The organism is Neolewinella lacunae, assembly GCF_014349155.1.
Taxonomy (GTDB): Bacteria; Bacteroidota; Bacteroidia; order Chitinophagales; family Saprospiraceae; genus Neolewinella; species Neolewinella lacunae.
On record NZ_JACSIT010000098.1, the window covers coordinates 23,027 to 48,660 of the forward strand.

Consider the following 25,634-nt stretch of genomic DNA (forward strand, 5'->3'; position numbering starts at 1 on the left):
CAAATTTTGGTGTAAAAAACTGACAATCAAGTATTTTACAATTTTACATCTTCAAGAATAGGGATTTTTGGAAGAATAGCATATTTGTAAATGCCTATCCCGTGCGGTAGCGTGTCCCGTGCGGTAGCGTGTCCCGTGCGGTAGCGTGTCCCGTGCGGTAGCGTGTCCCGTGCGGTAGCGTGTCCCGTGCGGTAGCTCATTCAATCATTCGCGCATTCACTCAATCACTCATTCACCTACCAGCCCCCCCCAGCGCCACCGCCTCCGAATCCGCCGCCGCCGAATCCGCCAAATCCGCCGCCGCCACCGAATCCGCCGCCGCCGCCAAATCCGCCACCGCCACCGGGGAAGATGATGAAGCCGCCGCCACGCCGCCGCCGCCGTAGTTTGCGGTGGGGGTCGTCCATGTCGTAAGGGCCGTTGCGCCAGTAGCCTCCGTCGTCGTCGTCATCGTCGTCATCGTGCTTATTGCCGTAGCGGTTCAGGAGGATGAAGACGAGCAGGATGAGGGCAAAAATGAAGATGGGCGGTATGCCGCCCTTGCCGCCCTGGGGGAGGTCATCGGCGCTGTATTCTCCCTGGCCCAGGTCCATCACCACGCTGGTGGCTTTGTCCAGGCCGGTGTAGACTTGTCCCTGCCGGAATGCGGGGGTGATGATCTGGTCGATGATGCGCTTGGCGATGGCGTCGGGCAAAAAACCTTCGGCACCGTAGCCCGTCTGGATCTGGATGCGGCGGTCGTCGCGCGCCACGTAAAACAGGACGCCGTTGTCGTTTTGCTCCGACCCCCCAATGCCCCAGCCGTGGGCGATGGCCAGGCTGCGGTCGAAAGCGGTTTCCCCGTTCAGGGAAGCTTCGGTGACCACGGCAATCTGGGTAGAGGTCTCCCGCGCGTACTGCTCCAGTTTTTGCCGCAGCTGCTGCTCTTCGCCACTGCTGAGCATATCGGCGTAGTCATTGACCAGGTCATTGGTCTTCGAAGGAATTGCTGCCTGGCCAACGAGGCCGAGGGCCGCCAGCAGAAGGCCAGCCAGCAGGGCAAAGCGTAGGGTACGCAACCGGGATGGAAGGGACAAGGTAATGATGGTCAGATGCTTTTGGACCGGGCACGTAGGGCATACGCACCCGGCGGTTTTTGGGTTGGCCGCGCACATGGCCGCCGGACCCCGCTATTTTCCGTAGCTGATGGTATCGGGCAGTTCATTGACGTCGTCGCTGGCGTAAGGGAAGTATTCCCGGAGCTTTTCTCCGATCTGGTCAATGACGGCCTCAATGCCCTGGGCGAAGGCTCCGCGTTTGAAGTGCTCCTGCATCAGGTCGCGTTCCGCTGCCCAGAAATTTTCCGGGACGACCTTATCGATGCCCTCGTCGCCAATGATGGCAAACTCCCGCCGGTCTACCTCCAGGAGGATCAACACGGCGTTGCGGTCTTTGGTCTCGTGCATTTTCAGCTCGGTAAACACCCGCTCGGCAACGGCCAGGGCGGGCGCTTTGGCCCCGACTTCAATGTGGACCCGAATTTCACCGGAGGTAGCCCGTTCAGCGCGGCGGATGGCCGCCACGATGAGCGCCTCTTCCTCCGCGCTGAAGAACTTTACCATGGCTTAGTTGAAGTTTACTTCGGGGGCATTGGAAGCGCCGGCCTGGGCCTCAAACTGGGGCTTTTCCTGGAATCCGAAGATGGTGGCAAAGACGGTGCCGGGGAAGCGGCGGACCTTCTTATTAAATTTCGTGGCCTCCTCGTTGAAGCGGTCGCGGGCCACTGCAATGCGGTTTTCCGTGCCTTCCAGCTGGGCCTGCAGCTCCTGGAACTGGGCGTTAGACTTCAGCTCAGGGTAATTTTCGGCGGTAGCCAGCAGGCGACCGAGTCCGGTGCTCAGTTGGGATTGTGCTTCCTGAAACTGCTGCATGGCTTCGGGCGTAAGGTTGCTGGCGTCGATGTTGATGCTGGTGGCCTTGGCCCGGGCGTTGGTGACGGCCTCCAGGGTGCCGCGCTCGAAGTCGGCCGCGCCTTTGACGGTGTTAACGAGGTTGGGGATGAGGTCGGCACGGCGCTGGTACTGGGTTTCTACGTTGGCCCAGCTTTGCTCCATGTTTTCTTCTGCATCGACAAAGCCGTTGTAACTGCCGCATCCGGCGATGAGAAGAACGGCAAGGATGGCGACGACAATGCCGAGGGTTCCGAATGATTTCATAGTCAAGAAAGGTTTGTTGTTTTGATGAACTCCGCCAAAATAACGTTTACGGCGGAAGAAAGGCTGGAATGTTCGTCGATTATCCTTTGCAGCCCGTCGGAAGATTGGTATTTGGCACGCAGGAAGGCCAGCAGTTGGGCATTGAGGCGCTGTTCGCAGCTTTCCCGCAGCCAGGCGACGGTTTGTTGATCGCGCCGCTTTTGGAAGATGCCGGCCTGGCGCATGCGGTAGGCGTAGTGGTCGAGGCGCTCCAGGAGGTCTTCCAGTCCCTGACCGGTGTGGGCGCTGATGGTGGAAACTTCGACCGTCCAGCCATCGGCGCGGGGCGGGGCCAGGTGAAGGCCCTGGCGGAGTTGGCGGGCGCTTTCCCGGGCGGCGGCGGGTAAGGCATCGGCCTTGTTGACGGCGATGTGGTCGGCCAGCTCCAGGATGCCGCGTTTGATGCCCTGCAATTCGTCGCCTGCCGCCGGTTGGGCCAGCAGCAGGAAGGCGTCGGTGATGCCGTGGACGCGCCATTCGGCCTGGCCCACGCCGACGGTTTCGACGATGATGTAGTCGTAGCCCGCCGCTTCGCAGAGCAAGACGGTGGCCCGGCTGGCGGCCCCGACTCCGCCCAGGTGGCCCGCGTTGGGGCTGGGGCGAATAAAGGCGGCGGGGTGGCGGCTCAGGGCCTCCATCCGCGTCTTATCCCCCAGGATGCTCCCTCCGCTCAGGCTGCTCGAAGGGTCGACGGCCAGCACCGCCAAACGATGGCCTTTTTCCAGGACCCGGAGGCCAAAGGATTCGATGAAGGTGGATTTCCCCACCCCCGGCGTGCCACTCACTCCCAAACGAAAACTGCGGGAATGCTCGGCTGCACTACGCGCCAGATCGATCAGGGCGTCGGCCTGGAAACGGTCCTCCTCCTGCGTGCTTTCCAACAGGGTGATGGCCCGGCCGAGCGCGCGCCGGTGCTGGGGGCCCCGCAACTGGGCAAAGAGCTCCGCCGCCGTCTCCGGGCGGGGCGCGGGGCGGTAGCCGAGGCTTTCGTTCAGGCCGGTAGTGGAGTCTTCGGGCACGGTTGGGGGCGTTGCTAAGAAGGCGTTAAGATAATGTCCTAAAGTTTCCCCAAACTGGTGGAGCCGGAAAGCGGGAGCGGGCAAGGGTGGTTTACCTTCATGCTTCCCGGCCGCTGGCCTGCAGTTTCGTTCGCTTTTTTCCTTCACCGGTACATCGCGAGTCTGCCCCGAATGTTGCGGTTGGCGCCGGGATTTTTCCATGCTTAAGCACCTTAAACCAGCAGAAGCAGGGTAGGCCTGCTCCACACTGCTCTTTTATTGTTTCCTTTGCACCTGCGGCCGCGCCCAAATGCGCTGTGCCGCTTTTTTTCATCTAACCCATTCTGCTCCGTGATCAGCGAAACGACCATCGAAACCGTCTTGGCCCACCTGGAAAGCCACCAGGAAGATTTTGCCCGGGAATTTGGGGCCTTTGCCGAAGCCCAGCCCGACCTGATTGCTTACCTGACGGACGAAGAAAACGACGCCTTCACCGAAGACGAACAGGAGATTCTGCTGTTTGGTGCCATCGTCATCTACCAGTCGGTCGTGGCCGAAAAAGGAGCAGTGGCACCCGCCACAGAAGAGGCCATCAGCCGCTGCGAGGAAGCGAACTACGCCGTACTGGGGGAAGGGGCGGGTACTTTCCACGACCGCATCACGCCGTTTTTTGAACGGACCAAGGAAGAAGACCTCCTGGCCTTCATCGAAGACCTCCTCGTCTACGAATCCGAAGAAGATACCCTGACCAAAGAAGCCCGCGAACCCCTGTTTGTCACGTTGAAAACGGTGGTGGATGTGCTGACTTAGTTGGGCAAAACGGGGCCTTGGTTTTAGAAGGGCGGCGGCTGAAAAATGTACTTTCGAACATGTTCGAATGTTGGTGCCACTCCTCGCCCCACCCAGCACCGTCACGCCTGGAGATCAAGCTCCGCAAGCGAAGGCCCGGCGACCGCCGAATTTTGTTCCCGCAGCCGGTTGACGGTGGTCAGCAACAGCGCCCCGACCCCCGCCAGGCCAGAGCATACGTAAATCGCTGCCCCGTAACCGTAGTGCTCTGCGATGCTGAAGCCGAGGAGAGGACCCACTACAAAACCCGCTGAAAAGCTGGCCGAAAGCAACCCCAGGTATTCGCCCCGCCGGGCGGGTGGGGCGTGCCGCGCCACGTAGGTGTTGGTAAAAGGCATGTAGAGGATCTCGCCGAAGGTGATCGTAACCAACATCACCACCACCAGAAAGTAGTAGTACGTCACCCCCACCGGCAGCAGCAGGTAACCGCCCCCGATGAGGGCGGCGCCAATGATCATTACCGTGATCGGCCGGTAGCGCCGGTCCATCACGTACAGCATCGGCATCTCTACGGCCACGATCAACAGGCCGTTGATCGTCAGTAAGATGCCGATTTGCTGCTCGTCAAATCCCGACTCTTTCATAAAAACCGGCATGGTGTTGAAGAGCTGAAAAAAGCAGAGGATGATCAGGGTATTGGCCAGCGCGAAAAGCAACAACCAGGGTTGGCGGTGGGCTGGCCGCGTCCGGAGGGGGGGCGTAATCAGGTGACCATCGAGCGAATGCGGTTGCTGCTTATCGGCTGCTTCTTTTGCCAGCAGCGGCCGTGCCGTCTCATCCGGCGGCAGGGCGAAGCGGAAGACCACGGCGGCCAGCAGAAAAGTCAGTCCGTCCATCCAGAACATCAGCGTAAACCCGTAGCGGAAGATGAAGAAGCCCCCGACGGCCGGGCCGATGGAGATGCCCAGATTAACCGCCATGCGCAGCAAACCGAAGGCCTGGGTAATTTTTTCCGGCGGGGTGTAAATTGCAATGGCCGCCCGGTTGGCTGGCCGGAAGGCATCCGCAAAAAGGGAAATCAAAAAAGCCAGCACACAAAGGGGCCAAAAGCCACTCACCTGCCCCAGGGCCACGTTGAGCAAACCCGCCCCAATCATGCTGTACAACATAATGTGCCAGGAACCGAAGCGGTCGTTTAACAGCCCCCCGACGTAATTGCCTACTATGCCGCCCGTCCCGAAGGCGGCCATGACGTAGCCCGCCTTCACCGGCTCGTAACCCTGAGCACTAATGAGGTAAACCGATAGGAATGCGACGACCATCGCGCCACTGCGGTTGACCAGCATAACCAGGGCCAGCAGCCACACTTTGCGGGGCAGGCCACTAAAGGATTTCCGGTACAGATCAATGATGCGGTGGACGAAATTAGGCATAGCACGTGAAATGGGGCAGGCGAAGAACTCACTTGCCGAACGCGAAGTTCCCGTTTTCCCGTAAGTTTGTACCGTCCTGAGCGAATATGTATGGCCACTACCAAAGAAAAGCTGATGTTGAGCGGCCTGCGCCGCCTGCTGAACGGTACTGCCCGCATGACCCGCCGCGGTGCTGGCCGCATCGGTTACTACCTGCTGACCAACCCCCGCCGCCTCAACGAAGACCCCGCCAACGAAGTCTTTCTCCAGAGCGCCCAGCAGTCCATCGTTAAATTGCATGATACCGACATCTGCACCTACCACTGGCCCGGCCCCGGCCCCTCGGTCCTGCTCCTGCACGGCTGGGAAAGCTCCACCGCGCGCTGGTTTGCCCTCTTCAAACCCCTCCAGGACGCCGGCTTCAACATCTACGCCTTCGATGCTCCCGCTCACGGACGCAGCGGTGGCAAGCAGTTCAACGTCTTTTTTTACTGCCAGGTGCTGGATGCCTACTGCCAACACCTCGGCTTTGCCCCCGATTACTGGGTGGGGCACTCCGGCGGCGGCATGGCGGCCATTTATTACAATTGCACCCCCGAGTTTACCTACTCGCCCAAGCAGATCGTCAGCATGGCCGTCCCCGGCGAACTGGAAAACTTCATCGATAAGTTCTGCGAAATCGTCGGGGCCAACGAAAGGGTGAAGTACGGCATCGAGTACCGCTTCCAGCGCAAGCTCGACCGGCGTTTTGCCGACGTCAGCTTCATCGAATACGTCAAAAATATTCGCGTGCCAGGCCTGATTTTGCACGACGAAGAAGACGACGTTGCCCCGTTCTTCGGAGCCCAGCGCATGCACGCCAACTGGAAAGGATCTACCCTGGCCTCCACCCGGGGCTGTGGACACAGTCTGGTCGGCGAACTCGTCCCCGCCATCGTCGTGGAGTACCTCCGCCGTTGCAGCGAGCACCCGGTGGTAGTCAGTACCGATCATTTGCCTTCGTAGATAGCCGGTAATCCGGGCGGGCTAACCGTCCTAAAGCTCACCCTCCACCTGAACCGATTGCTTCGCCCGCTGTTTCCAAGGCCGAAGCAGCAGCCTTATGATGATCCAATCTACCGTCGGCATCGACGACCTCTCCGTCTACATCCCCCAGATCTATCTCCCCATCGAAGACCTGGCCAGGGCCCGGGGGCTGGAGTACGCCAAACTCAATAAAGGCCTCGGCCTGCAGGAAATGGCCGTCACCGATACCTGCGAAGACGCCGCCACCATGGCCGCCAATGCCGTGCTCGACCTGATCCACAAAAATGACCTGGACCCCAACGACATCGGCCGCATCTACCTCGGCACCGAAAGCGCGCTCGACGGGGCCAAACCCACCGCGACCTACGTGCTCGATATGCTTCAGGAGCACTTCTGCGAAGTCTATGGCCCCAACTGCTTTTTACACTGCGATGTGGTAGACCTCACCTTCGCCTGCATCGGTGGCATTGACGCGCTGCAAAACTGCCTGGAATGGGCCGCTGCCAAGCCCGGCCGCATCGGCATCGTAGTGGCCAGCGACGAAGCGAAGTACGAAATGAACAGCTCCGGTGAATACACCCAAGGCGCCGGGGCCGTCGCCGCCCTCGTCAAGCAAAACCCCCGCCTGCTGCAGGTTGACCCCGACTTCGGCGTCGCCACCCGGCCCGCTTACGACTTTTTCAAGCCCCACCGCCGCGTTACCAAGCGGGAAATCCTCCAGGAAGTCCTCAACCTCCTGCCCGATACCTCTTCCGAAGCCGTTGACCTCGACGCCCTCGAAGCCAAACTGAGCGAAGGCCTGGATGTACTGGGCATCCTCGACTGCAACGAACAACACCTCCTCCTCCACAAGGTCACGCCGGTATTCGACGGGCCTTACAGCAACCAGGCCTACCAGGCCCGCATCCGCGAAGCCCTCGTCGATTACCGGAAACGCACCGGGCAGCGCGAAGGGGAATTGCTTAACGACTACCAGTACCTGGTTTTTCACCTGCCTTACGCTTTCCAGGCCCGGCGCATGTTCTCCGAAATTTTCATGGAAGAACTTAAAGCCAACGGAGACTGGGTGGCATTCATCCTCCGCAACGAACTGGAGGTGCCCTGCGCCGATGATTACAATGACCGCGAAGCCTACATCACCCAGTGCGCAGAATTCTTGCGCTCGGTGACCAAATCCCCCGATTACCAGGCTTTCGTCGACCGCTACATCGCCCCCGGCGAATGGGCCAGCGCCCGGGTCGGGAACCTCTACGCGGGAAGCATCTTCCTCAGCCTGATGAGTACCCTCGAGGCCGCCCTGGAAGACCCGACTGATGCGGCCGGCAAATCCATCTGCTTTTTTGCCTACGGCAGCGGCTCCAAATCCAAAGTCTTCGGAGCCACCATCCAGCCCACCTGGCGGGAAGTGGCAGAAGGTTTCGGGCTCGCCCACCGCCTGGATTACCGCACGGCCATCGATTACGCCACCTACGAGCAGCTCCACCGCGGCAGCCTCACCCGCAACGTAGCGACCAACGACGAGGGCGGCTTTTTCCTCGCCGACGTCCACGAGGAGCGCAACGAAACCGAGGGCGTTCGCCACTACGGCTACGGAGCCCGCACGGCCTTCACTACCGTTTGAGCGGGAGGGCAGGCACAAAAAAGCCGGAGCACCAGGGCTCCGGCTTCGGTAAATAAGGTTGCAAAAAACGGAAATTAAGGATGTCTTAGGTGTTTACGCCAGGGCGCGCGTGCTCGTGGTGCCAGCTGGTGTAACAAAGATAGTTACCGATGTTCGTACTAGCAACTAAATAATTACATTTAGGCAAATTTTTGATTAATTGAACTAATTTGCGTACGTTTTTTCTGCCTTTTTTAGACGTAGCACGTCAACCTCGCCCAACATTGGCGGTTAAGACAAATAAAGGATTCCGCATGTCTGCACCCGCCCCGACGCCCGTTCCGCCTAAGAAAACCTCTACGCTGCGCTGGCTTATTTACCTCATACTCGCCATCCTGGCCCTCACCATTTTTCTGGAAATGAGCGGTCTGGCCGACGTAGCCGGCAAGCGCGAAAATCAGCAAATCATCGATCGGCCCCACCAGTAGTATCCAAAGGGCGCGGCCGCAGGTGCCAACCGCGTCTCCCCGGGGAAGAGCAGGGGAAGTCAGCACGCGCCAGCTCCACACCCGACCACCGGCTGATGGGTAAGGCCAGGGCAAAGCCACGGGGCTTCAACTACCGTCAGATTGGGGGTATGAAACGTAGCTATTTGCTGATTTCCAGATGCTTAGATCACAGTGGTTTCTTAGTTCTGCAGTGCGGTATTGTCCACTACAGAACTACAGAACTACAGCACTACAGCACTACAGGCCAATTAGTTGCGATTAGTGCAAGGGCTGAACCTGGCTTTAAGTCAGCGGCCGAGGCAAGATTAAAACCAGCCCCCCACCAGCCCAGCGCGGAAAGGCCAGGGAATGGACAGCAGGATCAACAGCAAGCCGAGCAGGTAGTACACCCCGATGGTTTTCCAACCCCGGTTGAGTTCTTTCTGCCGCTTGGCCTTGGAATAGCCCACGGTAACCAGCGCGATGGCGGCCAGCATGCCCACGAGGTGCTCGACGGTGTAGAAGCGGGTGACGGCATTGGACATGATTTCCCCCTCAAAACTAACCAGCGGGCTGAGCCACAGGTACAGCACCAGGCCCAGGATCAACTGGATATGGACGGACATGAGCGCATAAAGCGCCAGCTTCTCTTTTCCGGGGTAAACGCTTCCTCCGCGGCGCTTACTAAAAGCATTGGCGATGGCCGCCAGCAGAAGAAACAAAACGACCCACCGCAGGCCAGAGTGTGCGTGCTTGAGAATAGTGTAGAGCGTATCCATAATGGGGGGGAGTTATTGATCAGTCCGCAAGGTAAGGCCCGGCCTGTAAAGCAGCCAACGGATTTTTCAGGCGAGGGAGTTTTCCTATCGCTCCGTGCGCAAGAGTTTATCCGGTCGCAACGGGTACGGGATGCCCTAATCTTCCTGCCCCATCAGGTAAGCGTAGTCTTCCAGGCCGGGGATTCGCTGGAATACTACACGCAGAATAGCAAAGATGGGAATGGCAATGATGGCTCCCACGGGCCCCCACACGATGCTCATACCCACCACGCACACAATGGTCGTTAAGGGATTGATGTTCACCTCATCGCCTACCACGAGGGGCGTCAGTACGTAATTTTCCAGCAACTGGGCCACGGTCATCGTGATCAGTACCCCCAGCACGGCCCCGTCTCCGCCGGTTGCGAAGGCCAGCGCCAGAGCAAAAAGCCCCCCGATGATGTTCCCGAGATAGGGAATCAGGCTAAGCGTAGCCACCAGCAGGGCAATCAAAATGGCGTAGTCCAGCCCAATGATGAGGAAACCCACGGAATAAAGCACCGCCAGCGTCCCAATCAGGATGAGCGTTCCGTGGAGGTATTTCTGTACCACGGCGCCGCTTTCCGCCAGGGTTTTTTCCGTCGCTTTCCGTGATTTATCGGGGGTACGGCGGATTACGAACTTGCGGATCCGTTCCTTCTGGGCAAGGATCAGGATCACGTAAATGAGCATGAGAAAAAAGTCGCCCAGCACCCCGAAGGTGGTGCCAATAAAGCTCAGGATACTGGAAGAACCCACCGGAGAGGAGCCCGACTGCGCCTGCGTTGAGGCTTCTCCACCGGATCCGCTTGGCGCCGACTCCCCTTCGCCGGAGGCACTTTCCCCGGAGTTTCCGGGTAAAAATTGCTCTATCTTGTATTTTTCCTTGAGTTCATCGAGTTGCTCGTTGACCCTTTCCTTGGTTTGGGGCCAGTTCTCTGCAAAGCCCCGTGCCTGCTGCCCAATCGCCGCAAACAGGATAGCAAAGAACAGGAGCAAGACCGAGACCGCCCCGGCAATGGCCAGTTTGGAAGGCCAGCCCCAACTCCGCAGCTTATCATCAATGGGGCTTAGCAGGGTGGCCAGCACGCCCGCTACCGCCAAGGGAAGCAAAAGTGCCCTCCCGAAGTAAAGGATGGTGATGGTCAGCACAATCAGCGCCAGCCGGAGTACTGCACCGGGCAAGCGGGAAGGGGTAGCATTGGTCATAGAGACTGCAACCCCGCATCCCCTCACCAGGTTCGGTCTCCCATCCCGAGTCAAAAACCCTTGCCCCCGGAGGAATTGAACTTTGAAGTGTCCGGATAGAGGATGTGCCGCGTCCGGAACCCGACAGGAGAAAGGCACCGCCTCCCGAATCCAGAACCGGTCCCACCTATAACTCCTGCCGCCAACGCCAGTAGCCCATGATCGCAACGCCCACGTTTATCACCATCATGGCCGCAAAGAGGATGGCCCCCGTGCTGAGGTATATGGCCACGTAGGCCAGGTCGATAAGCACCCAGTAGAGCCAGTTCTCCAGCCGGCGGTTGATCAGCAAAAAGGTGGTACTGACGCTGAACGCGGTCGTCAGTGCATCGGGGTAGGTGGCCGCCGCCACCAGCGTACTACTGAAAAGGTAGCCCAGCAGAACGCCCGCCACTGAACTGCCCCCGATCACCCAACCGTGCTCCCGCCACGACATCGACGATACCGCCAACCCTTCGCCCGCCGGCCCCCGCTGCCAGCGCCACAGGCCCACTCCCGCCATGACAAAGTAGAATACCTGCAACAAACCATCGGACACGAGCCGGTAAACCACAAAAGACTGGTAGGCCCACACCGCCGTGCTGATCGCCGCAAAGCCCCAGCACCAGTTACTACCCCGCGCCGCCAGGACAACGTAGGCGACGGACGTCAGCAGCGCCAGCCAATCGGCCCAGCCCGCCGCAGCAACTTGTTGTCCTAATTCTTGCAGCATCGGATGGCTTCTTTTCTAGAGGTAAATCTTCGGTTTTCTGGCAATGCCGTTTTGGGGAAAGGGGCAGAGTCTGGCCGACTTCCCTTGCTCTTCCTCCGGGGCGACGAGGAATGCACCTGCGACCGCGCCCATATCCTAAAAAGGATAACCGAGGCCAAGTTGGAAAGTGATGTCCCGCAACCGGAACGGACTAAAACTGCGCCAATAATCGCCCTCGCTGAAGGGGCTTTCGTCCTGCGGCAGGGCCACACCAAATCCGTCGTTGGGGTAGTTGTAGCGCATCGGCAGGGCGGCATCGAGGCGGAAGATGAAGTAGCTCAAGTCAACGCGCAAGCCCGTGCCCATCGCCACGGCCAGTTGCCGGTAGAAGGCTTCGTTGATGTAGCCACTCTCCGTTTCCGTAGGCGAAAAGCGGAACCAGGCACCAGGGCGCTCCTTGTCTTCGTCGAAGGTCCACACGTTGCCCACGTCGGCAAACAAGGCCCCCCGCACGAAGGAAAACAGCGGAAAACGGTACTCCACGTTCCATTCGAGGCGGAGGTCGCCGGTCTGGAAAAGGCGCAGGTTGTTGTCCGTATCCAGACTGAGGGGATCAACGTAGCCCCCCGGACCGAGCCCCCGCGGTGCCCAGGCCCGCATGGAGTTGGCCCCGCCCACAAAAAACTGCTTGACGTAGGGCACCGCCTCCGCCCCGCCAAATGGCCGGCCTGCCCCAATGACAAAACGGGTGGCGAAACTGGATTGCGGGGTGTATTGCTTGTAGTAGCGCACCTCCGTAAGGCCCAGCAGGTATTTGGCGTAAGTAGCGCCCGTGCGGGGGGTCCAGATATCGTTGCTACCACTTATTATATTGACCAGTTGGTTGAGTGCCTGCACCTCCGCACCCGCTACTTCCGCCGAACCAATGAACGAAAAAGAGCGTCCGCGCAGGTCGGGGCGGCCCGTACGGTTGTACTCAATGTTGCGGAAGAGCAGGGAGAAAAAGAACTGCTCGCCGAAACTCCGCTGCAAAAACTGGTTTTGGCGTAGGATGGCCTCGAATGCTGGTTCCGTCTGCGGCTCCAGCAAATCAATGGCCAGGTGGTTGATGCGGTAACTGCTGGTGGTAGAGCGCCGGAAATCGTAGCCCAAGCGGGCGTTGAAAATGGTGTAGGCGTAGAAATCCTGAATCAGCAGGTATTCGTAGCCGACGCTGTAGCGGGTGCTTGCCTTTTCTTTGAGCAAATCCAGAAAACGGGTATTGAGCAAATTGCCGCGCCAGGGAGCCGGGATTTTGTTCAGCAAACCATACACCCCAAAATCTTTGAAACGGGGAAGGTTCAAACTCATTTCTGCGCCCAGGTCGACGGTATTGAAAAAAGCACTGTTGTTGCTTCCGGCCCGGGGATTGACCTCTACGCCAGCCCGCAGCGTCGTAACCAGTAACTCAGCCCCCCCCAGCAGGTTGCGGTTGCGAAAACTGGGGGTCACGCCAAGGCCCAGGAGGTTGCCCGCTACCACCGCCCCCAATGAATTGTTGCGGTTGGTGTAATTCAGGTCAAGGTCAACCCCCAGAGACATGCGGTCGCTGGGCGACAATTGGATCTGGTAATTGAGCGTATAGGGCTGGAGCGAGTCCGCCCGTTGGTTGATCCGTACGAAGCGGTAGTTGCCCAGCCCGTTGAGCGCCAGGTTGGTCTTCTCCAGAGCTTCGCGGCTGTGGTATTCCCCTGGCTGCAGGAAAATGTTGCGGCGCAACACATCGGGCCGCATCTGAAAATCTTCCTGGTTGGAAAGGAAACGCACCCCTTCAATGAGCGTATCGCTGCGGAACTGGGAGTAGTCGCTCTCCAAAGCGCTGTAATCGGTAAGCACCGTGATGGACCCCACCCGGTAGCGGTGGTAGGCATCGTCGCGCTGCGGCGGCAAAATGCTCAGGTAGACGTCGGCGTAGCCCGCCCGCCGGCTGGTATCCACCTCCAGCTTATCGAAATAGGAACCGCTGAAAAAAGCGTAGCCCGCGTTGCGCAACTCCTGGCTGATGCGGGTTTTTTCTTCGTCAAACTTGTTCAGGTCCAGTGGCTCCCCCTGAATAAGGGCCGCATCAGACCGGGTGGCCTGGAGGATGCTGTCAATCTGCGGGTCCGGACAAGTGTACACCAGCGAATCGATGAGGAAACGGGGACCGGCAATAACGTGGTAAATAAGGTTGACCTTACGCCGCTTACCCCGGTCGGCCTCGTGGTATACCCGCGCCCGGAAGTAGCCCCGGTACTGGAGAAACTCGGTCATCTCCCGGGCCGACCGCCGGCTGAGGCTATCGCTGTAGACCACCGGCGGTTGCCCGATGGTGTTGCGCAGGAAGCGGTCAATGCGGGTAGTATCCTTGGCCTTGTTGTTGTCCAGGTAGAAATATTCCCGCGGCCAGATACCGAAAAAATTACCGTTCGGTTGCTGCATGGCGAGGGTAGAAAGCTCGTAGGCTACGTCAGAACGGTTGGTCACGCGCTCGGGATCTTCCAGCTTAACGCGCTGGCTGCTGAGCAATTCCTGGTTAGTCGGCAGATATTTGCTAGTATTGCACGACGCCGCCAGGGCTCCCACCAGGAATACCGGCCCGATCAGGCGCAAAGCACGCGCCAGTATGCCCATCAGCTCCGGTACCATCAAGTTCATAAGCAGCCTGCGTCTGAAAAAGGTGCGACAAAACTACCACAAATTCGTCGCCGAAGGCGGCCGCATCGTGGAAGAACTACTCGCCCAGGAACGCTACCGCGTGGATCATCTGTACGCCGAAGAAGCGTGGGCCGCCGCATTACCACAGCCGCCCACCGTCCCCTTAACGCTGGTGACCCCGAAAGAATTGGCCAGAATTTCTCAATTGACCACCCCCAACCAGGTGCTGGCCGTCGTGGATCTCCCCGATCCCGCCACCGGCTTCCCATCCCAAATGGATAGCTCCTGGTCCTTGTTCCTCGATGGTGTGCAATCTCCCGCCAACCTCGGCGCGCTGCTGCGTATTGCCGATTGGTTTGGCTTCCACCACGTCGTCGGCGGGCCAGGGACGGCCGATCTCTACAACAGCAAAAGCATCCAGGCCAGCATGGGTTCTTTTCTGCGCATCGACTACCGCGAGGGGACGCTGACGCACCTCCTCGCTCAGTTTCCTGCCTTAACGACTTTCGGTGCCGACCTCGCCGGCGAAAACATTTACACCCTGCGCGCCCCCGCCGCCGGCCTCCTCGTCATCGGGGCCGAAGGACCGGGCTTGAGTGAAGAGGCGCGGACGCAGGTGCAAAGATGGGTAACCATCCCCCGCGCACCCGGTCGTGCGGCCGAAAGCCTCAACGCTGCCGTTGCCGCCGGCATCCTCTGCGGAGGCATCCGCTTCAGCCAGGGCTAAGCCCTCCCAAAATCCCCAACCATGCTACACTACAAAGAAATGGGCGAAGGCACGCCCCTCGTTATTCTCCACGGCCTTTTCGGGATGCTCGACAATTGGCAGACTCTGGGCCGCGAGTGGGCACAACACTATCGCGTCATCCTGGTTGATCTGCCCAACCACGGCCGCAGCCCGCACACCGAAGCAATGGATTACGACACGATGGCCGAGGCCGTCGCTCACCTCCTCGAAACGCTGGACATCCATGAATGCTACCTGCTGGGCCACAGCATGGGCGGGAAGGTGGCCATGCATACGGCCCTGACTTATCCCGGCCTGGTTAAAAAGTTGGTGGTGGTCGATATTGCCCCCCGGGCTTACCGCCGGGGGCACGACGATATCTTCGCCGCCCTCCAAACCCTCGATCCCGCTGCGCTGTCCGACCGTTCCGAAGCCGCCGAACAACTCGCCAGGCACCTCCCCGACCCCGGGGTCCAGCTTTTCTTGCTCAAAAACCTGGCCCGCAAGCCCGGCGGCGGCTTCCAGTGGCGGATGAACCTGCCAGCCATTTTCCGGGAGTACGATAAGCTGGTTGGCAGCGTCGGCAGCCCCGGCGTCACCTTTTCCGGTCCTACCCTGTTCCTGCGCGGCGGGCGAAGCGGCTACGTACGCGAAGAAGACCGGGCAGACATCCTCGAACGCTTCCCGGCCGCCCAACTGGCGACGGTCGAAAATGCCGGCCACTGGGTCCACGCCGAACAACCCGAAGCCACCCAGGTCTGGGTCAACGACTTCCTGGCCGAATAACGAAACTTAAGCGCCCAACAATCCCCCTGACCCCGGTAGGGGTCGAACCTGAATAACCCCGGATGTAGGATGCCCCGCATCCGCAATCCGGGGACCTCCCGCAGGAAGATGCCCCGCATCCGCAATCCGGGGACCTCCCGCAGGAAGATGCCCCACATCCGTACTTCGGGGACCTCCCGCAGGAGGATGCCCCGCATCCGTACTCCAGCCCCACCAGCACGCTACTCCCCCCGCTCCGCCAACAAGTCGCTGTAACTACGTTCCACCAGTTCCTCCTGCGCTACGCCGAGGTAGGCCATGTAGGCTTCGCACTGGGCCAGGAGGGTCTCCCGCTCGGCGGCGCTTTCCCCGATGGCTTCAATCTCCAGGAAATGCCCCAGGCCTAAAACTTCGTCGAGGTGAAATTTCACGTTGCCGATGAAGAAAATTTCGCGGCGCTTATCCACGCAAACCCAGGTGCCGAGCGCCCGGCCCAGGGTAGCGGCCAGGCTTTGGGCCACCGCCTCGCCGGGCAGCACCGTCAGAGATACCGCACTGTCTTTCGGCCCGGCCTGGTTGGCCCGCTGGTAAAAGATGAGGCTCTGTTCGATGGTGCCGTGGCGGAGCTTCAGCCGGCCAGCGGGTACGTGGAAGTAATGGTCAACCTGGTGGTCAGTTCCCCGGAATTCGGCACCCCCGGCCAGCAGCAACTTTCGCTGTTCAGCGCTGCGGTGGGTGCGGGCCTTAATTTCTACCAGGTGTTTTTGCACGGTGCTCTTAGTATGCCTTGGCGAAAATGACGCGCCGGTGGCTGGGCTTACCCGTCAGGATGCACTTGCCGGCCTCCTCGGGGGCATCGTTGGGGATGCAACGGATGGTAGCCTTGGTCATTTCCTTGATCTTGAGCTCCGTTTCCGTGGTACCGTCCCAGTGGGCGTAGATGAAGCCGGGAATGTCGCGGTTCAGAATGGCCTCGAACTCCTCGAAGGTATCGACGTGGTGGGTGTGGGCCGTCCGGAAGTCCAGCGCCCGCTGGAAGAGATTATTCTGGATATCGTCGAGCAGGCTTACCACGTGGTCCACAATGCCTTCCAGGGGTTGGCTTTCCTTGGTCTTGTTGTCGCGGCGGGCCACTTCAATGGTGCCGTTTTCGAGGTCGCGGCTCCCCAGGCCGAGGCGGACGGGGATGCCTTTGAGTTCGTTTTCGGCAAACTTGAAACCCGGGCGCTTGGTGTCGTCGCTGTCGTAGCTGACGCGTACCCCGCGGGCCTTGAAGGCGGCCAGCAGTTCAGCGGCTTTGGCATCCAGTGCCTCGTTGGGCTTGGGGATGGGGATGATGACCACCTGAATGGGAGCCAGCCGGGGGGGCAAAACGAGACCTTCGTCGTCGGAGTGCGTCATGATCAGGCCCCCGATCAAGCGCGTGGAAACGCCCCAGCTGGTGGCGTAGACGTATTCTTCCTGGTTGTCCTTGTTGGCAAATTTTACGTCAAAGGCCTTCGCAAAGTTCTGGCCCAGGTTGTGGCTGGTGCCCGCCTGGAGTGCCTTGCCATCCTGCATCAGGGCTTCGATCGTGTAGGTATTGTCGGCCCCGGCGAAGCGCTCGTTTTCTGTTTTGTATCCCCGGATGACGGGCATGGCCATGTACTCTTCCGCAAACGTGGCGTACACTTCCTGCATCTGCAAAGTCTCCGCCTGGGCCTCCTCTGCGGTGGCGTGAGCGGTGTGGCCCTCCTGCCAGAGGAATTCGGCAGTGCGGAGGAACAGGCGGGTGCGCATCTCCCAGCGCACTACGTTGGCCCACTGGTTGATGAGCAGGGGAAGGTCGCGGTAGCTCGTCACCCAATCGCGGTAGGTGTTCCAGATGATGGTTTCGGAGGTGGGTCGCACAATGAGTTCCTCCTCCAGCTTCGCCTCGGGGTCCACAATCACCCCGCTGCCGTCGGGGGCATTCATGAGGCGGTAGTGCGTCACCACGGCACATTCCTTGGCGAAGCCTTCCACGTGGGCAGCCTCCTTGCTGAGGAAAGATTTGGGGATGAAGAGCGGGAAATAGGCGTTTTGGTGGCCCGTTTCCTTAAACATGTCGTCAAGTTGCCGCTGCATCCGCTCCCAGATCCCGAATCCGTAGGGCTTGATGACCATACAGCCCCGCACGGCGGAGTTGCTGGCCAGGTTGGCGTTCTTTACAATGTCCAGATACCACTGGCTATAATCTTCGTTGCGGGGGGTAACGGCACTGGCCATACTAAACTTTTGCTTGTGTTTCAACGTTTTATAAGGGCGCGGTCGCAGGTGCCGGGAAAAGACAAAAATAGCAGGGGAGCTTACCCAACTTTGCTTTTAAAGTCTTATCATTGAACCTGCGTCAGCGCAAAAAAGAAGCTTTTCTTCCCCCTGGAGCAGGCTTTTTTTAGTCGTACCGGCGCTTTAACGTCAAAATACGACGGCTTTAAGGCCTTCTTAACCAAAAGGAAGGCACAAAAGTACTACTTTCGACCTTGTAATAAGTGGCAGACTCACGGATTACGATAAATCTACCATCATCATGCGCAAGCAAAATTATTTCACCTCCCTACTCGGCCTCCTGGCCTTACTCTTCGTAGCCGTCCCCGCTTCGGCGCAGTACGACGATGTCTATTACAACCCGGACGACTTTCAGAGCAATGAGTACTCCGGTACCTATTACAGCGACGAGGACTATAGCGACCAATCTTACGATGACGAAAGCTATACCTACGCTGATGATACCTACGACTACTACTACAGCAGCCGCATCCGCCGTTTCCGCCGCCCCGTTGGTAACTTTAACTACTTCGACCCTTACTACATTGATGCGGGTTACTACGACCCCTTCTACCGCCAGGGGCCAACCACCGTACTGATCTACAACACCGGCAGCTTCTACCGCCCCGTGCGGACGGCATTCGGTACGCGCCTGATCAACGTCGGCTTTGGTAATCCCTACGCTGGCTTCGGTGCTTTCGATGCCTGGGGACGCCCCATCGGCTTCAACTCATGGGGTAACTCCTGGAACCGTGGCTGGGGTAACTCCTGGAACAACGGCTGGGGCAACTCCTGGAACCGTGGCTGGGGCAACAACTTCGGTGCATTTGGTGGCCCCGTTGGTGCCTTCGGTGTTGGTAGTGCCTACTACTGTCCTCCCACCTTTGGCGGTGGCGTGGTCTACAACACCACCAACGTAGTGGTAAACAACAACCGGAATACGACGACGCGCCCCCGCGCCGAGACAACTTCCATCGCCGATCGCATCAGCCGCACGCAGGCCCGCCAGATCAATACATCTACCGTAGAGAAAAGTGCACTTAACCGCAGCACCACTGGCCGTGCAGTAACCCCCACTGCCAGCAATCGCCCCACCTCAACGCGTTCTACCGGAACCCGCATTGACCAAAACCGCACCACGGTTCGTCCTTCTGCCAACCAGACCCGGTCTGCAACGCCCAGCCGTTCCGCTACGCCCAGCCGGGGCTACACCCCCAACCCTGCGGCTACGCCCAACCGTTCGGTGACGCCCAGCCGGGGCTACACCCCCAGCCGTTCTGCTACCCCCAGCCGGAGCTACACGCCTAACCGTTCCGCTACTCCCAGTCGCTCCGTAACGCCCAGCCGGGGCTACACGCCCAGCCGCTCCGCAACGCCGAGCCGTAGCTACACTCCCAGCCGGAGTGCTACGCCGAGCCGTTCCAGCAGCCCGAGCCGCTCCAGTGGTACGCCCAGCCGTTCCGGCGGACGCGGTGGCGAATAAGCACTACTGAAATATGGAAGCTGACCAATGGTCTATTTCCAAGAAACCCTGGGCAGGGGTGGAAGCGCAGCTTCCACCCCTGCCGTTTTTTAGCGGTTAAAGTATTCTTAAGCGGCGGCGTTCCGCAGCGGATGGTTGAACCTAGCGACCCGTTCAGCCGTATTTTAGCCGATGTCTTTCCTCCCATCCTAGTCCCCCCATTCATCGCCATGCATAAATATTCTCTCTCCCTCCTCTTCATCTGTTTGCTGGGCGCGGTGGAACTCTCCGCCCAAATCGTCCCGCGCGTACTGCCCGCCCGGGTGGAAGATGCCATTCGTTTCGGGAATACCTTCCCACTGGGTACTGCCCGCTTTGCCGCCACCGGCGGGAGCATGAGTGCGATCGGGGTGGATTACACTTCTCTGCACACCAACCCGGCGGGGATTGGCTGGAACCGCAACAGCAGCTTCCAGATTACTCCGGGCTTTTCGCTTACGGGCGTTGAGAGCCAACTGAACGGGGCGGGCAATGCTCCGCTGCGGGAGAGCCAGGCGCGCGTGATGGTACCCAGCGCAGGCATCATCTGGGCGGGCGATACACGCTCCATCAATTTTTCCACCTTTAATTTCGGCATTGGCCTCACGCGTCTGGCCGACTTCAACGAAACCATCGTTTACCGGGGACGAAGCGGAGGAAGTGTGGTAGACGCCATTGTGGAAGACCTCAACGATGGCTTCTCTGATCCCTTCCGGGCCGACCTCATCTTTGATATTCCCAACGCCATTCAGGAAGATGAACTGGGCTTTTTCTCTGATTTTGACCTGGAATCGAGTGCCGGCGGGCAGATTGACCGCGAGGGCAGGGTGGAGCGTCGGGGCGGACTTGATGAGTTTGCCATCGGTGCCGGGGGCAATTACCGAGAAAGCCTGCTCTGGGGTATCACCCTCGGCATTCCCTTCGTCAATTTCACCGAAACGAAGACTTACGACGAGCGCGACATCCGGGATGAAATCACTTTCTTCGACAATGCTGGCTTTGACGAGACGCTGGAGATGACCGGTACGGGGGTGAATTTCAAGTTCGGCCTCGTCTACCTGCCCGCGCCGGAGGTGCGCATCAGTGCAGCGGTCCACAGCCCGACTTTCTGGACCATCGATGAGGTGTACTTCACCACGCTGGAGTACAATTACACTGATAATGGTGTGGCCCAGGGGGGCACGGGCCTGAGCCCACTGAGCCAATCTGCCATCAACCTCCAGACGCCCTGGCGCTTCATGGGTGGGCTGGGCTACATCATCGGTCGCAGTGGCTTCATCAGTGTCGATGCAGATTATTCCAACTTCGCGGGCAATTCTTTCAGCTTCGATGACTTTGCTACGGCGGATGAGCCCACCAACGACGACATTGACGCTACGCTGGGCGGTAGCCTGGGCATTCGCGTAGGCGGGGAAGTCAACGTCAAACCTTTCCAATTCCGGGCGGGAGTGGGCTACCGCCAACTGCCGATGGTGGACCTGCGCAACGACGAAGACGGGGCGCACCTGAACTACTCCGGCGGCGTGGGTTTTGCCAGCGGCAAATTCTTCGTTGATGCGGCGGTCCGCTACGAGGCCTACAACAGCTTCTACGCCCCTTACCGCACGTTTGCCTTTGACGGCAACATCGTGGATACGGACCGAAGCCGCCTCACTGCCCTGCTTACGGTGGGTTTCCGGGGCTTTTGAGGCAAAACTGCCCGCTAGAACATGATGCCGAGGGTGATGACCAAAACGTTAACCCGGCCCTTGCTGTCGTCCTCCCGTGGGTTACGGCCGGAGGGGACGACGGTGGTTCCTTTGTCCGTTGTAAGGTCCGCAAAGCCGGCTTGGTAGGCCAGGCCCGCAATCAGGGCCGTATTATCGGAAACGCTGTATTCAATGCCCGCGCCGAGGCTCCAGCTGAGGTTAAAAGAGTTGACGTCTTTGCTGAGGTCAAACGTTTCTGAATCATTAATGAAGCCTGCATTTTTGATGCTTCCCCGCGCCTGGGTCAGGATACCTAAATGGACGGCTGGCCGCACGAAATAACGGATGTAGCCAAACTCCCGGGTGCGGAGCGTCAAGCCCAGCGGAATTTCCAGAAACTGAAGATCGTACTTGTAGCTCAGTCCTCCCGCGATAGAGTCAGGGACGTTGGCCAGCGTACCGTCCAGCGATTCTTGCCAGATGTTGACCCGCTCGAAACGGTCTTCGTAGAACAGCGTGCCGCCAGTGTTGAAGTGGAAGCCCAGTCCGGTATGGACGCTGTAGGTTTCACTAAGGTAGTACTCTCCCAATACGCCGAGCTTGAGGCCCAGGTTGGTGCCGTCGCGGTTGATCAGGTTATCGCTGGCGTTCATACCGCTGAAGGTAGGGCTGACCTGGATGCCGAATTTGAGGTCGCCCGCGAACTGAGCCGAAAGGATTCCACAAAAGAAGAATGCACTGGCGAGGAGCAGGCTGCGCATAGGGTTGAAATTTTTAGACATGGGGTGCGTTGGTTGATGTAGATGGTAAGTTAGGACGTTTTCGTAAAGACGTCGTTGATTTGTGCGCCCGGCCCGGACGAAACACCCGCTGAACTTAGCGGGTTACTCGCTGCTACGAAGACGCGATTGCCACAGTGAGGGATTACTTCCCGGGCCTTTACTCAAACGAACCGGCCGGTCCGGTGTTTTGAAAACTATGAATTTGAACGCAAAATTAATTCTTTGGAGTCTTTTTCTTTTGCTTAGCCTGAGCGCCTGCCAGCCCGACGAAGTTCCGCCGCCCGACGTGAGCGACGTGCCTGCGAGCCTGGAAGTACTGCGCTTCGACCGCGCGCTGATGGCTTTGGATACGAACGACCTGGCCGGTGGTATTGCTGCCTTAGGAGATCGCTTCGGAGAATTCGCCAACGTTTACTTTACCCACATCATCCCCTTGCGGCGTGGTGATTTTAGCCCCGCCGAGCAACTGGAGATCATGAAGGCCTTTCTTACCTTTCCCCTCATCACGGAAATCGACTCGGCGAGCACCGCACAGTTTCCGCCGGCGGAGATTGAGGCCCAGCGGGAGGCCATTTTGCAGGCTTTGCGCTACTACCGTTATTACCTGCCCACCGCTCCCCAGCCCGATACCCTGGTTTTTTACCTGGCCCAATTTGAGCTGGCCGCTTTCCTGTACGGCGATGGTAACCTGGGCGTAGGGCTCGACTTTTTCCTCGGGCCCGACTACAACTACCAACGCATTGACGCCCGGGAGGCCATCTTTTCGCGCTACCTCGCCCGCACCTACACCCCAGCCCACCTGCCCGAGAAGGTGATGCGCGTAGTGATTGAAGACTACTTCCCCCAGCCCCGTGGCGGCAGCCTGATCGACTACCTGATTTACGAAGGCAAAAAACTGTACTTACTGGATAAGGTCTTGCCGGCCACGCCCGACAGTATCCTCCACGAAGTGACGGCGGCGCAGATGGAGTGGCTTCGGGAGAATGAAGTCTCCATCTACGCCCACCTCCAGAAAGAAAACCTGCTCTACGCCACGGAGGCCGACCTGATCCGCAAACTCACCCAGCCCGCCCCGACTACGCCGGGAATGCCCACCGACTCCCCCGGCCAGGCGGTCAACTACCTGGGGAGGCGGATTGTGGAAGATTTCGTCCGGGCCAATCCCGACGTAACGATGGAAGAACTGCTGGCGGAGGAAGACGGGCAAAAAATCCTGGCTGCCGCCCGCTACAAACCCCGTTAGCCCGGGCGTCCCCAAGACAACCTTGGCCGCTGATCCGCCGTTATAGGGTTGAACCATAACCAGGGTTGGCTTTCTTCCCCCAACCGCAAGCCGCCGGGTGTGGCGTATCTTGCCCGCATTAAAATCAGTTCGACATGACAACCGCTTCCCGTACTATTCCCCTCGTCAATCTCTCCGATTTTGAGCACGGTGACGCCGCAACGCGCACGGCCTTCATCCAGCAACTGGGTGATGCTTTCCACGGCATCGGCTTCGTAGGGGTTACCGGCCACGGCATCCCTAAGGTGCTCATCGACGACTTTTACGTGGCGGCCAAGCGCTTCTTCGCGCTGGATACGGACACCAAGCGGAAGTACGAAGTTGCCGGTGCCGCCGGGCAGCGGGGCTATACCTCCTTCGGGAAAGAAAAGGCCAAGCAAAGCCAGGTGGCCGACTTGAAGGAGTTTTTCCAGATTGGCCAGGAAACGGCAGCCATGAGCGCCGGGGAGCGCAATCCGGAAGTGGCGGAAGTGCCTGAATTTATGACCCTGGGCCGCGAGCTCTACCGGGCTTTTGAGACCAAAGGCAACTTGTTGCTGCGGGCCATCGCCATTCACCTGAATTTGCCCGAAGACTACTTTGCCCACTATACCAAAGATGGCATCAGCATCCTGCGAGCCATTCACTACCCGCCCATCACGAGCGAGCCCGCCAGTGCCATCCGGGCGGAGCAGCACGAAGACATCAATCTCATCACCTTGTTGGTGGGGGCCAGTGCGGGTGGCTTGCAGCTCCAGAATCAGCACGGAGAGTGGCTGGAGATCGTCCCTGAAAACGACGAAATTGTGATCAACGTGGGGGATATGCTCCAGCGCCTGACCAACAACTACCTGAAGTCTACGACCCACCGCGTCGTCAATCCCCCCCGCGAGGAGTGGCACCTGCCCCGCCTGAGTATCCCCTTCTTCCTGCACCCCCGCCCGGAAATGAGCCTGGAGGTACTCGAGCAGTGCGTGACGGCGGAGCACCCCGTGCACTACCCCCCGATTACCGCCGGGGGGTACCTGGACGAGCGCCTGCGGGAGATCGGACTGAAGAAATAAGGCGTCCACTCCGGCGAAGGCTTTCCCGGCACTTCGCTGGCGAGCAGGCCCTGGCACCTGCGGCCGCGCCCCAATTTTGTTGCCTCCGCTTCGCGTAAATATTCTGCCCCGTCCCATCCATCCATTCCACGGATTCGCCGTATTTTTGTTAGCGTTTCGTGTACCAATCATCCCGATGCCCGCTTGTGGTGCTATCGACAAAAAATATCCAACATGATCAAGGGTTTGCTGCTATTCAACTTCCTCGGGCCAGAGATGCTCGTGGTATTTTTCGCCATTTTGCTGCTGTTTGGCGGTAAAAAAATTCCCGAGCTCATGAAAGGCATCGGCAAGGGCATCCGGGAGTTCAATACTGCCAAAGGCACCATTGAAAAGGAGCTGCAGGACGGTATGCGCGAAGAGGAGCAGCGGGAGCGTGACGCCCGCGAACTCCGCGAACTCCGCGAGCGGGAAGCCCAGCGCAAGCGCGAGGAGGCCTTCATCACCCGCGAAGAAAAGTAATTCTTCGGCGCTGTGCGCCCCGTGTTTCTGCCGTGGGTAGGGGCGCGGTCGCAGGTGCCGGGTAAAGTCTTTTACGAGCAAAGCCCCACGATGCTGCTTGCGTCGTGGGGCTTTGTCGTTTCCCGCTGAGAGGGTTGGTCTAGCGCTTGAAGAAGCCGCCGAGCATTTTGGTGCCCATACCGATGATGTCGTCAACCGCACTGCCGTCGCCGTTCTGGTCGAGGAGTTGGCCAGCGACGTTGCCGAGGAAGCCGCCGCCGCTGCTGGTCCCGGTGGAGGGGTTGGTAGCGCCAGGCTTGAGCATGAAATCGGTGAGCAGACCACCGAGCCCGCTGGCGTCGAGGCCGGCTTCGCGCTTGGTTTTGCCCAGCATACCCATTACGATGGGTGCCAGGATGGTCATGAGCGGACCGATTTTATCCAAGCTAAGGCCGCTGGTCTTGCTGACCTCCTGCATGGTTTGTTCTTTCTGCTCGCCGAGAATGTGATCGAGGATACCGCCGCCGTTGAGGGTGCGCCGGAACTGGGGTGGGATCTCGGGTTGCTGGCCCTGCCCGCCGCCCATGGCACCGCCGAGGAGGCCGCCGAGCATGCCACCCAGGCCGCCGCCGGCTCCACCGCGGTTGCCGCTGGCTGCGCTGGAGAGGACGCTGCCCAGCAGACCACCCAGGCCGCCGGCTTGTCCGCCGCCGCTGGCACCGCCAAGGAGGCCGCCGAGGTTATCCAGCAGGCTGCCGTCATGGTCTTTTTCCAGGGCATTGGAAAGCGCTGCGGCTCCGTCCGGAGTGGAAGCATTGCGGGCTAAGGCACCCATGAGGGTACTGAGAATGGCGGAAGTCGCCGTTGCGGTTTGCCTCTTATCCACGCCACCGAGCTGGTTGGAAATCTGATCGATGAATCCGCCGGTGAGTTGCTGAGAGAGTTGTTGCTGTAGTAATTGAGTTAAGTCCATACCGCTAAGGTAGGGCAATTGGACCAATCCCCAATAAAAAGCGACAAACCCGAACTGGTCCGGTTTGTCGCAAAAAGATTCAAACTACTCTATATGGGTTTCGGGTTATGGCAGACCCGGTGACAAAAGGAAGTTTTATGGCTTCCCA

General features: G+C 59.2%; 24 protein-coding genes. 11 read left to right on the top strand and 13 right to left on the bottom strand.

All coding sequences use genetic code 11. From position 1 onward, the window contains the following. Nucleotides 1–236: 236 nt before the first annotated feature. The 4 genes from H9S92_RS09350 to meaB all read right to left on the bottom strand — a co-directional run bounded on the left by H9S92_RS09350 (nucleotide 237) and on the right by meaB (nucleotide 3,253). A complete protein-coding gene (locus H9S92_RS09350; RefSeq protein ID WP_222936043.1) occupies nucleotides 237–1,076 on the bottom strand; it encodes a TPM domain-containing protein in 840 nt (279 codons plus the stop codon). 93 nt (nucleotides 1,077–1,169) lie between these two features. Further along, nucleotides 1,170–1,601 carry a TPM domain-containing protein gene (locus H9S92_RS09355; protein ID WP_187466447.1) on the bottom strand — a complete coding sequence of 144 codons (432 nt, stop codon included), beginning with the start codon at nucleotides 1,599–1,601 and terminating at the stop codon, nucleotides 1,170–1,172. Nucleotides 1,602–1,604: 3 nt separating this feature from the next. Next, on the bottom strand, nucleotides 1,605–2,195 hold the full coding sequence (locus tag H9S92_RS09360; protein WP_187466448.1) for a LemA family protein: 591 nt from the start codon (nucleotides 2,193–2,195) through the stop codon (nucleotides 1,605–1,607). Nucleotides 2,196–2,197: 2 nt separating this feature from the next. Next, complete coding sequence (meaB, locus tag H9S92_RS09365; protein ID WP_290282353.1) at nucleotides 2,198–3,253, bottom strand: methylmalonyl Co-A mutase-associated GTPase MeaB; 1,056 nt, start codon at nucleotides 3,251–3,253, stop codon at nucleotides 2,198–2,200. A gap of 330 nt (nucleotides 3,254–3,583) precedes the next feature. On the opposite strand from meaB, the gene H9S92_RS09370 reads away from it, so the two are divergent. Then, nucleotides 3,584–4,042, top strand: coding sequence for a hypothetical protein (locus H9S92_RS09370; RefSeq protein ID WP_187466450.1), 459 nt, complete (start codon nucleotides 3,584–3,586; stop codon nucleotides 4,040–4,042). Between the two features lie 101 nt (nucleotides 4,043–4,143). Here H9S92_RS09370 and H9S92_RS09375 read toward each other — a convergent pair whose 3' ends face one another. Beyond that, nucleotides 4,144–5,454, bottom strand: a complete 1,311-nt coding sequence (locus H9S92_RS09375; RefSeq protein ID WP_187466451.1) for an MDR family MFS transporter — start codon at nucleotides 5,452–5,454, stop codon at nucleotides 4,144–4,146. A gap of 90 nt (nucleotides 5,455–5,544) precedes the next feature. Between H9S92_RS09375 and H9S92_RS09380 the strand changes: the two genes are divergently transcribed. The 3 genes from H9S92_RS09380 to H9S92_RS09390 all read left to right on the top strand — a co-directional run bounded on the left by H9S92_RS09380 (nucleotide 5,545) and on the right by H9S92_RS09390 (nucleotide 8,547). Then, nucleotides 5,545–6,438 carry an alpha/beta fold hydrolase gene (locus H9S92_RS09380; RefSeq protein ID WP_187466452.1) on the top strand — a complete coding sequence of 298 codons (894 nt, stop codon included), beginning with the start codon at nucleotides 5,545–5,547 and terminating at the stop codon, nucleotides 6,436–6,438. Between the two features lie 97 nt (nucleotides 6,439–6,535). Then, nucleotides 6,536–8,080: a hydroxymethylglutaryl-CoA synthase family protein gene (locus tag H9S92_RS09385; RefSeq protein WP_187466453.1), complete on the top strand. Its 1,545-nt coding sequence runs from the start codon at nucleotides 6,536–6,538 to the stop codon at nucleotides 8,078–8,080. 293 nt (nucleotides 8,081–8,373) lie between these two features. Further along, nucleotides 8,374–8,547: a hypothetical protein gene (locus tag H9S92_RS09390; RefSeq protein ID WP_187466454.1), complete on the top strand. Its 174-nt coding sequence runs from the start codon at nucleotides 8,374–8,376 to the stop codon at nucleotides 8,545–8,547. A 326-nt stretch (nucleotides 8,548–8,873) separates the two neighbouring features. Here the strand turns inward: H9S92_RS09390 and H9S92_RS09395 are convergent, their stop codons facing one another. The 4 genes from H9S92_RS09395 to tamL form a co-directional block, all read right to left on the bottom strand. Continuing rightward, nucleotides 8,874–9,326 (bottom strand): cytochrome B, encoded by a 453-nt coding sequence (locus H9S92_RS09395; RefSeq protein ID WP_187466455.1) that lies wholly within the window; start codon nucleotides 9,324–9,326, stop codon nucleotides 8,874–8,876. A gap of 135 nt (nucleotides 9,327–9,461) precedes the next feature. Beyond that, a complete protein-coding gene (locus tag H9S92_RS09400) occupies nucleotides 9,462–10,553 on the bottom strand; it encodes an AI-2E family transporter (RefSeq protein WP_187466456.1) in 1,092 nt (363 codons plus the stop codon). Nucleotides 10,554–10,719: 166 nt separating this feature from the next. Next, nucleotides 10,720–11,304: a nicotinamide riboside transporter PnuC gene (gene pnuC, locus H9S92_RS09405; protein WP_187466457.1), complete on the bottom strand. Its 585-nt coding sequence runs from the start codon at nucleotides 11,302–11,304 to the stop codon at nucleotides 10,720–10,722. 135 nt (nucleotides 11,305–11,439) lie between these two features. Beyond that, complete coding sequence (tamL, locus tag H9S92_RS09410; protein WP_187466458.1) at nucleotides 11,440–13,959, bottom strand: translocation and assembly module lipoprotein TamL; 2,520 nt, start codon at nucleotides 13,957–13,959, stop codon at nucleotides 11,440–11,442. On the opposite strand from tamL, the gene H9S92_RS09415 reads away from it, so the two are divergent. Together H9S92_RS09415 and H9S92_RS09420 are read left to right on the top strand one after the other, a co-directional pair. Next, nucleotides 13,928–14,686, top strand: a complete 759-nt coding sequence (locus tag H9S92_RS09415; RefSeq protein WP_187466459.1) for a TrmH family RNA methyltransferase — start codon at nucleotides 13,928–13,930, stop codon at nucleotides 14,684–14,686. The genes tamL and H9S92_RS09415 overlap by 32 nt on opposite strands. A gap of 21 nt (nucleotides 14,687–14,707) precedes the next feature. Beyond that, on the top strand, nucleotides 14,708–15,472 hold the full coding sequence (locus H9S92_RS09420) for an alpha/beta fold hydrolase (protein WP_187466460.1): 765 nt from the start codon (nucleotides 14,708–14,710) through the stop codon (nucleotides 15,470–15,472). A 221-nt stretch (nucleotides 15,473–15,693) separates the two neighbouring features. Here the strand turns inward: H9S92_RS09420 and H9S92_RS09425 are convergent, their stop codons facing one another. Together H9S92_RS09425 and proS are read right to left on the bottom strand one after the other, a co-directional pair. Beyond that, nucleotides 15,694–16,221 (bottom strand): class IV adenylate cyclase, encoded by a 528-nt coding sequence (locus H9S92_RS09425; protein WP_187466461.1) that lies wholly within the window; start codon nucleotides 16,219–16,221, stop codon nucleotides 15,694–15,696. 7 nt (nucleotides 16,222–16,228) lie between these two features. Further along, a complete protein-coding gene (proS, locus tag H9S92_RS09430; RefSeq protein ID WP_187466462.1) occupies nucleotides 16,229–17,698 on the bottom strand; it encodes a proline--tRNA ligase in 1,470 nt (489 codons plus the stop codon). A 301-nt stretch (nucleotides 17,699–17,999) separates the two neighbouring features. Here proS and H9S92_RS09435 point away from each other — a divergent pair, with 301 nt between their 5' ends. Beyond that, nucleotides 18,000–19,220, top strand: a complete 1,221-nt coding sequence (locus H9S92_RS09435; protein ID WP_187466463.1) for a hypothetical protein — start codon at nucleotides 18,000–18,002, stop codon at nucleotides 19,218–19,220. A gap of 209 nt (nucleotides 19,221–19,429) precedes the next feature. Further along, nucleotides 19,430–20,926: a hypothetical protein gene (locus tag H9S92_RS09440; protein WP_187466464.1), complete on the top strand. Its 1,497-nt coding sequence runs from the start codon at nucleotides 19,430–19,432 to the stop codon at nucleotides 20,924–20,926. A gap of 14 nt (nucleotides 20,927–20,940) precedes the next feature. Here the strand turns inward: H9S92_RS09440 and H9S92_RS09445 are convergent, their stop codons facing one another. Next, nucleotides 20,941–21,708, bottom strand: a complete 768-nt coding sequence (locus H9S92_RS09445) for a porin family protein (protein ID WP_187466465.1) — start codon at nucleotides 21,706–21,708, stop codon at nucleotides 20,941–20,943. Nucleotides 21,709–21,910: 202 nt separating this feature from the next. Here H9S92_RS09445 and H9S92_RS09450 point away from each other — a divergent pair, with 202 nt between their 5' ends. The 3 genes from H9S92_RS09450 to H9S92_RS09460 all read left to right on the top strand — a co-directional run bounded on the left by H9S92_RS09450 (nucleotide 21,911) and on the right by H9S92_RS09460 (nucleotide 24,534). Continuing rightward, nucleotides 21,911–22,951, top strand: coding sequence for a gliding motility protein GldB-related protein (locus tag H9S92_RS09450; RefSeq protein ID WP_187466466.1), 1,041 nt, complete (start codon nucleotides 21,911–21,913; stop codon nucleotides 22,949–22,951). Between the two features lie 134 nt (nucleotides 22,952–23,085). Then, on the top strand, nucleotides 23,086–24,033 hold the full coding sequence (locus H9S92_RS09455; protein WP_187466467.1) for an isopenicillin N synthase family dioxygenase: 948 nt from the start codon (nucleotides 23,086–23,088) through the stop codon (nucleotides 24,031–24,033). Between the two features lie 213 nt (nucleotides 24,034–24,246). Then, entirely contained in the window at nucleotides 24,247–24,534 is a 288-nt protein-coding gene (locus H9S92_RS09460) for a Sec-independent protein translocase subunit TatA/TatB (protein ID WP_222936044.1), read from the top strand. Between the two features lie 139 nt (nucleotides 24,535–24,673). Here the strand turns inward: H9S92_RS09460 and H9S92_RS09465 are convergent, their stop codons facing one another. After that, nucleotides 24,674–25,486 (bottom strand): DUF937 domain-containing protein, encoded by an 813-nt coding sequence (locus H9S92_RS09465; protein ID WP_187466468.1) that lies wholly within the window; start codon nucleotides 25,484–25,486, stop codon nucleotides 24,674–24,676. Between the last annotated feature and the right edge of the window lie 148 nt (nucleotides 25,487–25,634).

Excerpts from the sequence above, each read along its gene's own strand:
- H9S92_RS09415 (WP_187466459.1), top strand. The coding sequence starts at position 13,928 with ATGCCCATCAGCTCCGGTACCATCAAGTTCATAAGCAGCCTGCGTCTG.
- H9S92_RS09400 (WP_187466456.1), bottom strand. The coding sequence starts at position 10,553 with ATGACCAATGCTACCCCTTCCCGCTTGCCCGGTGCAGTACTCCGGCTG.
- H9S92_RS09445 (WP_187466465.1), bottom strand. The coding sequence starts at position 21,708 with ATGTCTAAAAATTTCAACCCTATGCGCAGCCTGCTCCTCGCCAGTGCA.
- H9S92_RS09435 (WP_187466463.1), top strand. The coding sequence starts at position 18,000 with ATGCGCAAGCAAAATTATTTCACCTCCCTACTCGGCCTCCTGGCCTTA.
- proS (WP_187466462.1), bottom strand. The coding sequence starts at position 17,698 with ATGGCCAGTGCCGTTACCCCCCGCAACGAAGATTATAGCCAGTGGTAT.
- H9S92_RS09390 (WP_187466454.1), top strand. The coding sequence starts at position 8,374 with ATGTCTGCACCCGCCCCGACGCCCGTTCCGCCTAAGAAAACCTCTACG.
- H9S92_RS09440 (WP_187466464.1), top strand. The coding sequence starts at position 19,430 with ATGCATAAATATTCTCTCTCCCTCCTCTTCATCTGTTTGCTGGGCGCG.
- H9S92_RS09360 (WP_187466448.1), bottom strand. The coding sequence starts at position 2,195 with ATGAAATCATTCGGAACCCTCGGCATTGTCGTCGCCATCCTTGCCGTT.
- H9S92_RS09355 (WP_187466447.1), bottom strand. The coding sequence starts at position 1,601 with ATGGTAAAGTTCTTCAGCGCGGAGGAAGAGGCGCTCATCGTGGCGGCC.
- H9S92_RS09455 (WP_187466467.1), top strand. The coding sequence starts at position 23,086 with ATGACAACCGCTTCCCGTACTATTCCCCTCGTCAATCTCTCCGATTTT.
- H9S92_RS09385 (WP_187466453.1), top strand. The coding sequence starts at position 6,536 with ATGATGATCCAATCTACCGTCGGCATCGACGACCTCTCCGTCTACATC.
- H9S92_RS09420 (WP_187466460.1), top strand. The coding sequence starts at position 14,708 with ATGCTACACTACAAAGAAATGGGCGAAGGCACGCCCCTCGTTATTCTC.
- H9S92_RS09460 (WP_222936044.1), top strand. The coding sequence starts at position 24,247 with ATGATCAAGGGTTTGCTGCTATTCAACTTCCTCGGGCCAGAGATGCTC.
- pnuC (WP_187466457.1), bottom strand. The coding sequence starts at position 11,304 with ATGCTGCAAGAATTAGGACAACAAGTTGCTGCGGCGGGCTGGGCCGAT.
- H9S92_RS09395 (WP_187466455.1), bottom strand. The coding sequence starts at position 9,326 with ATGGATACGCTCTACACTATTCTCAAGCACGCACACTCTGGCCTGCGG.
- H9S92_RS09380 (WP_187466452.1), top strand. The coding sequence starts at position 5,545 with ATGGCCACTACCAAAGAAAAGCTGATGTTGAGCGGCCTGCGCCGCCTG.
- H9S92_RS09375 (WP_187466451.1), bottom strand. The coding sequence starts at position 5,454 with ATGCCTAATTTCGTCCACCGCATCATTGATCTGTACCGGAAATCCTTT.
- tamL (WP_187466458.1), bottom strand. The coding sequence starts at position 13,959 with ATGAACTTGATGGTACCGGAGCTGATGGGCATACTGGCGCGTGCTTTG.
- H9S92_RS09465 (WP_187466468.1), bottom strand. The coding sequence starts at position 25,486 with ATGGACTTAACTCAATTACTACAGCAACAACTCTCTCAGCAACTCACC.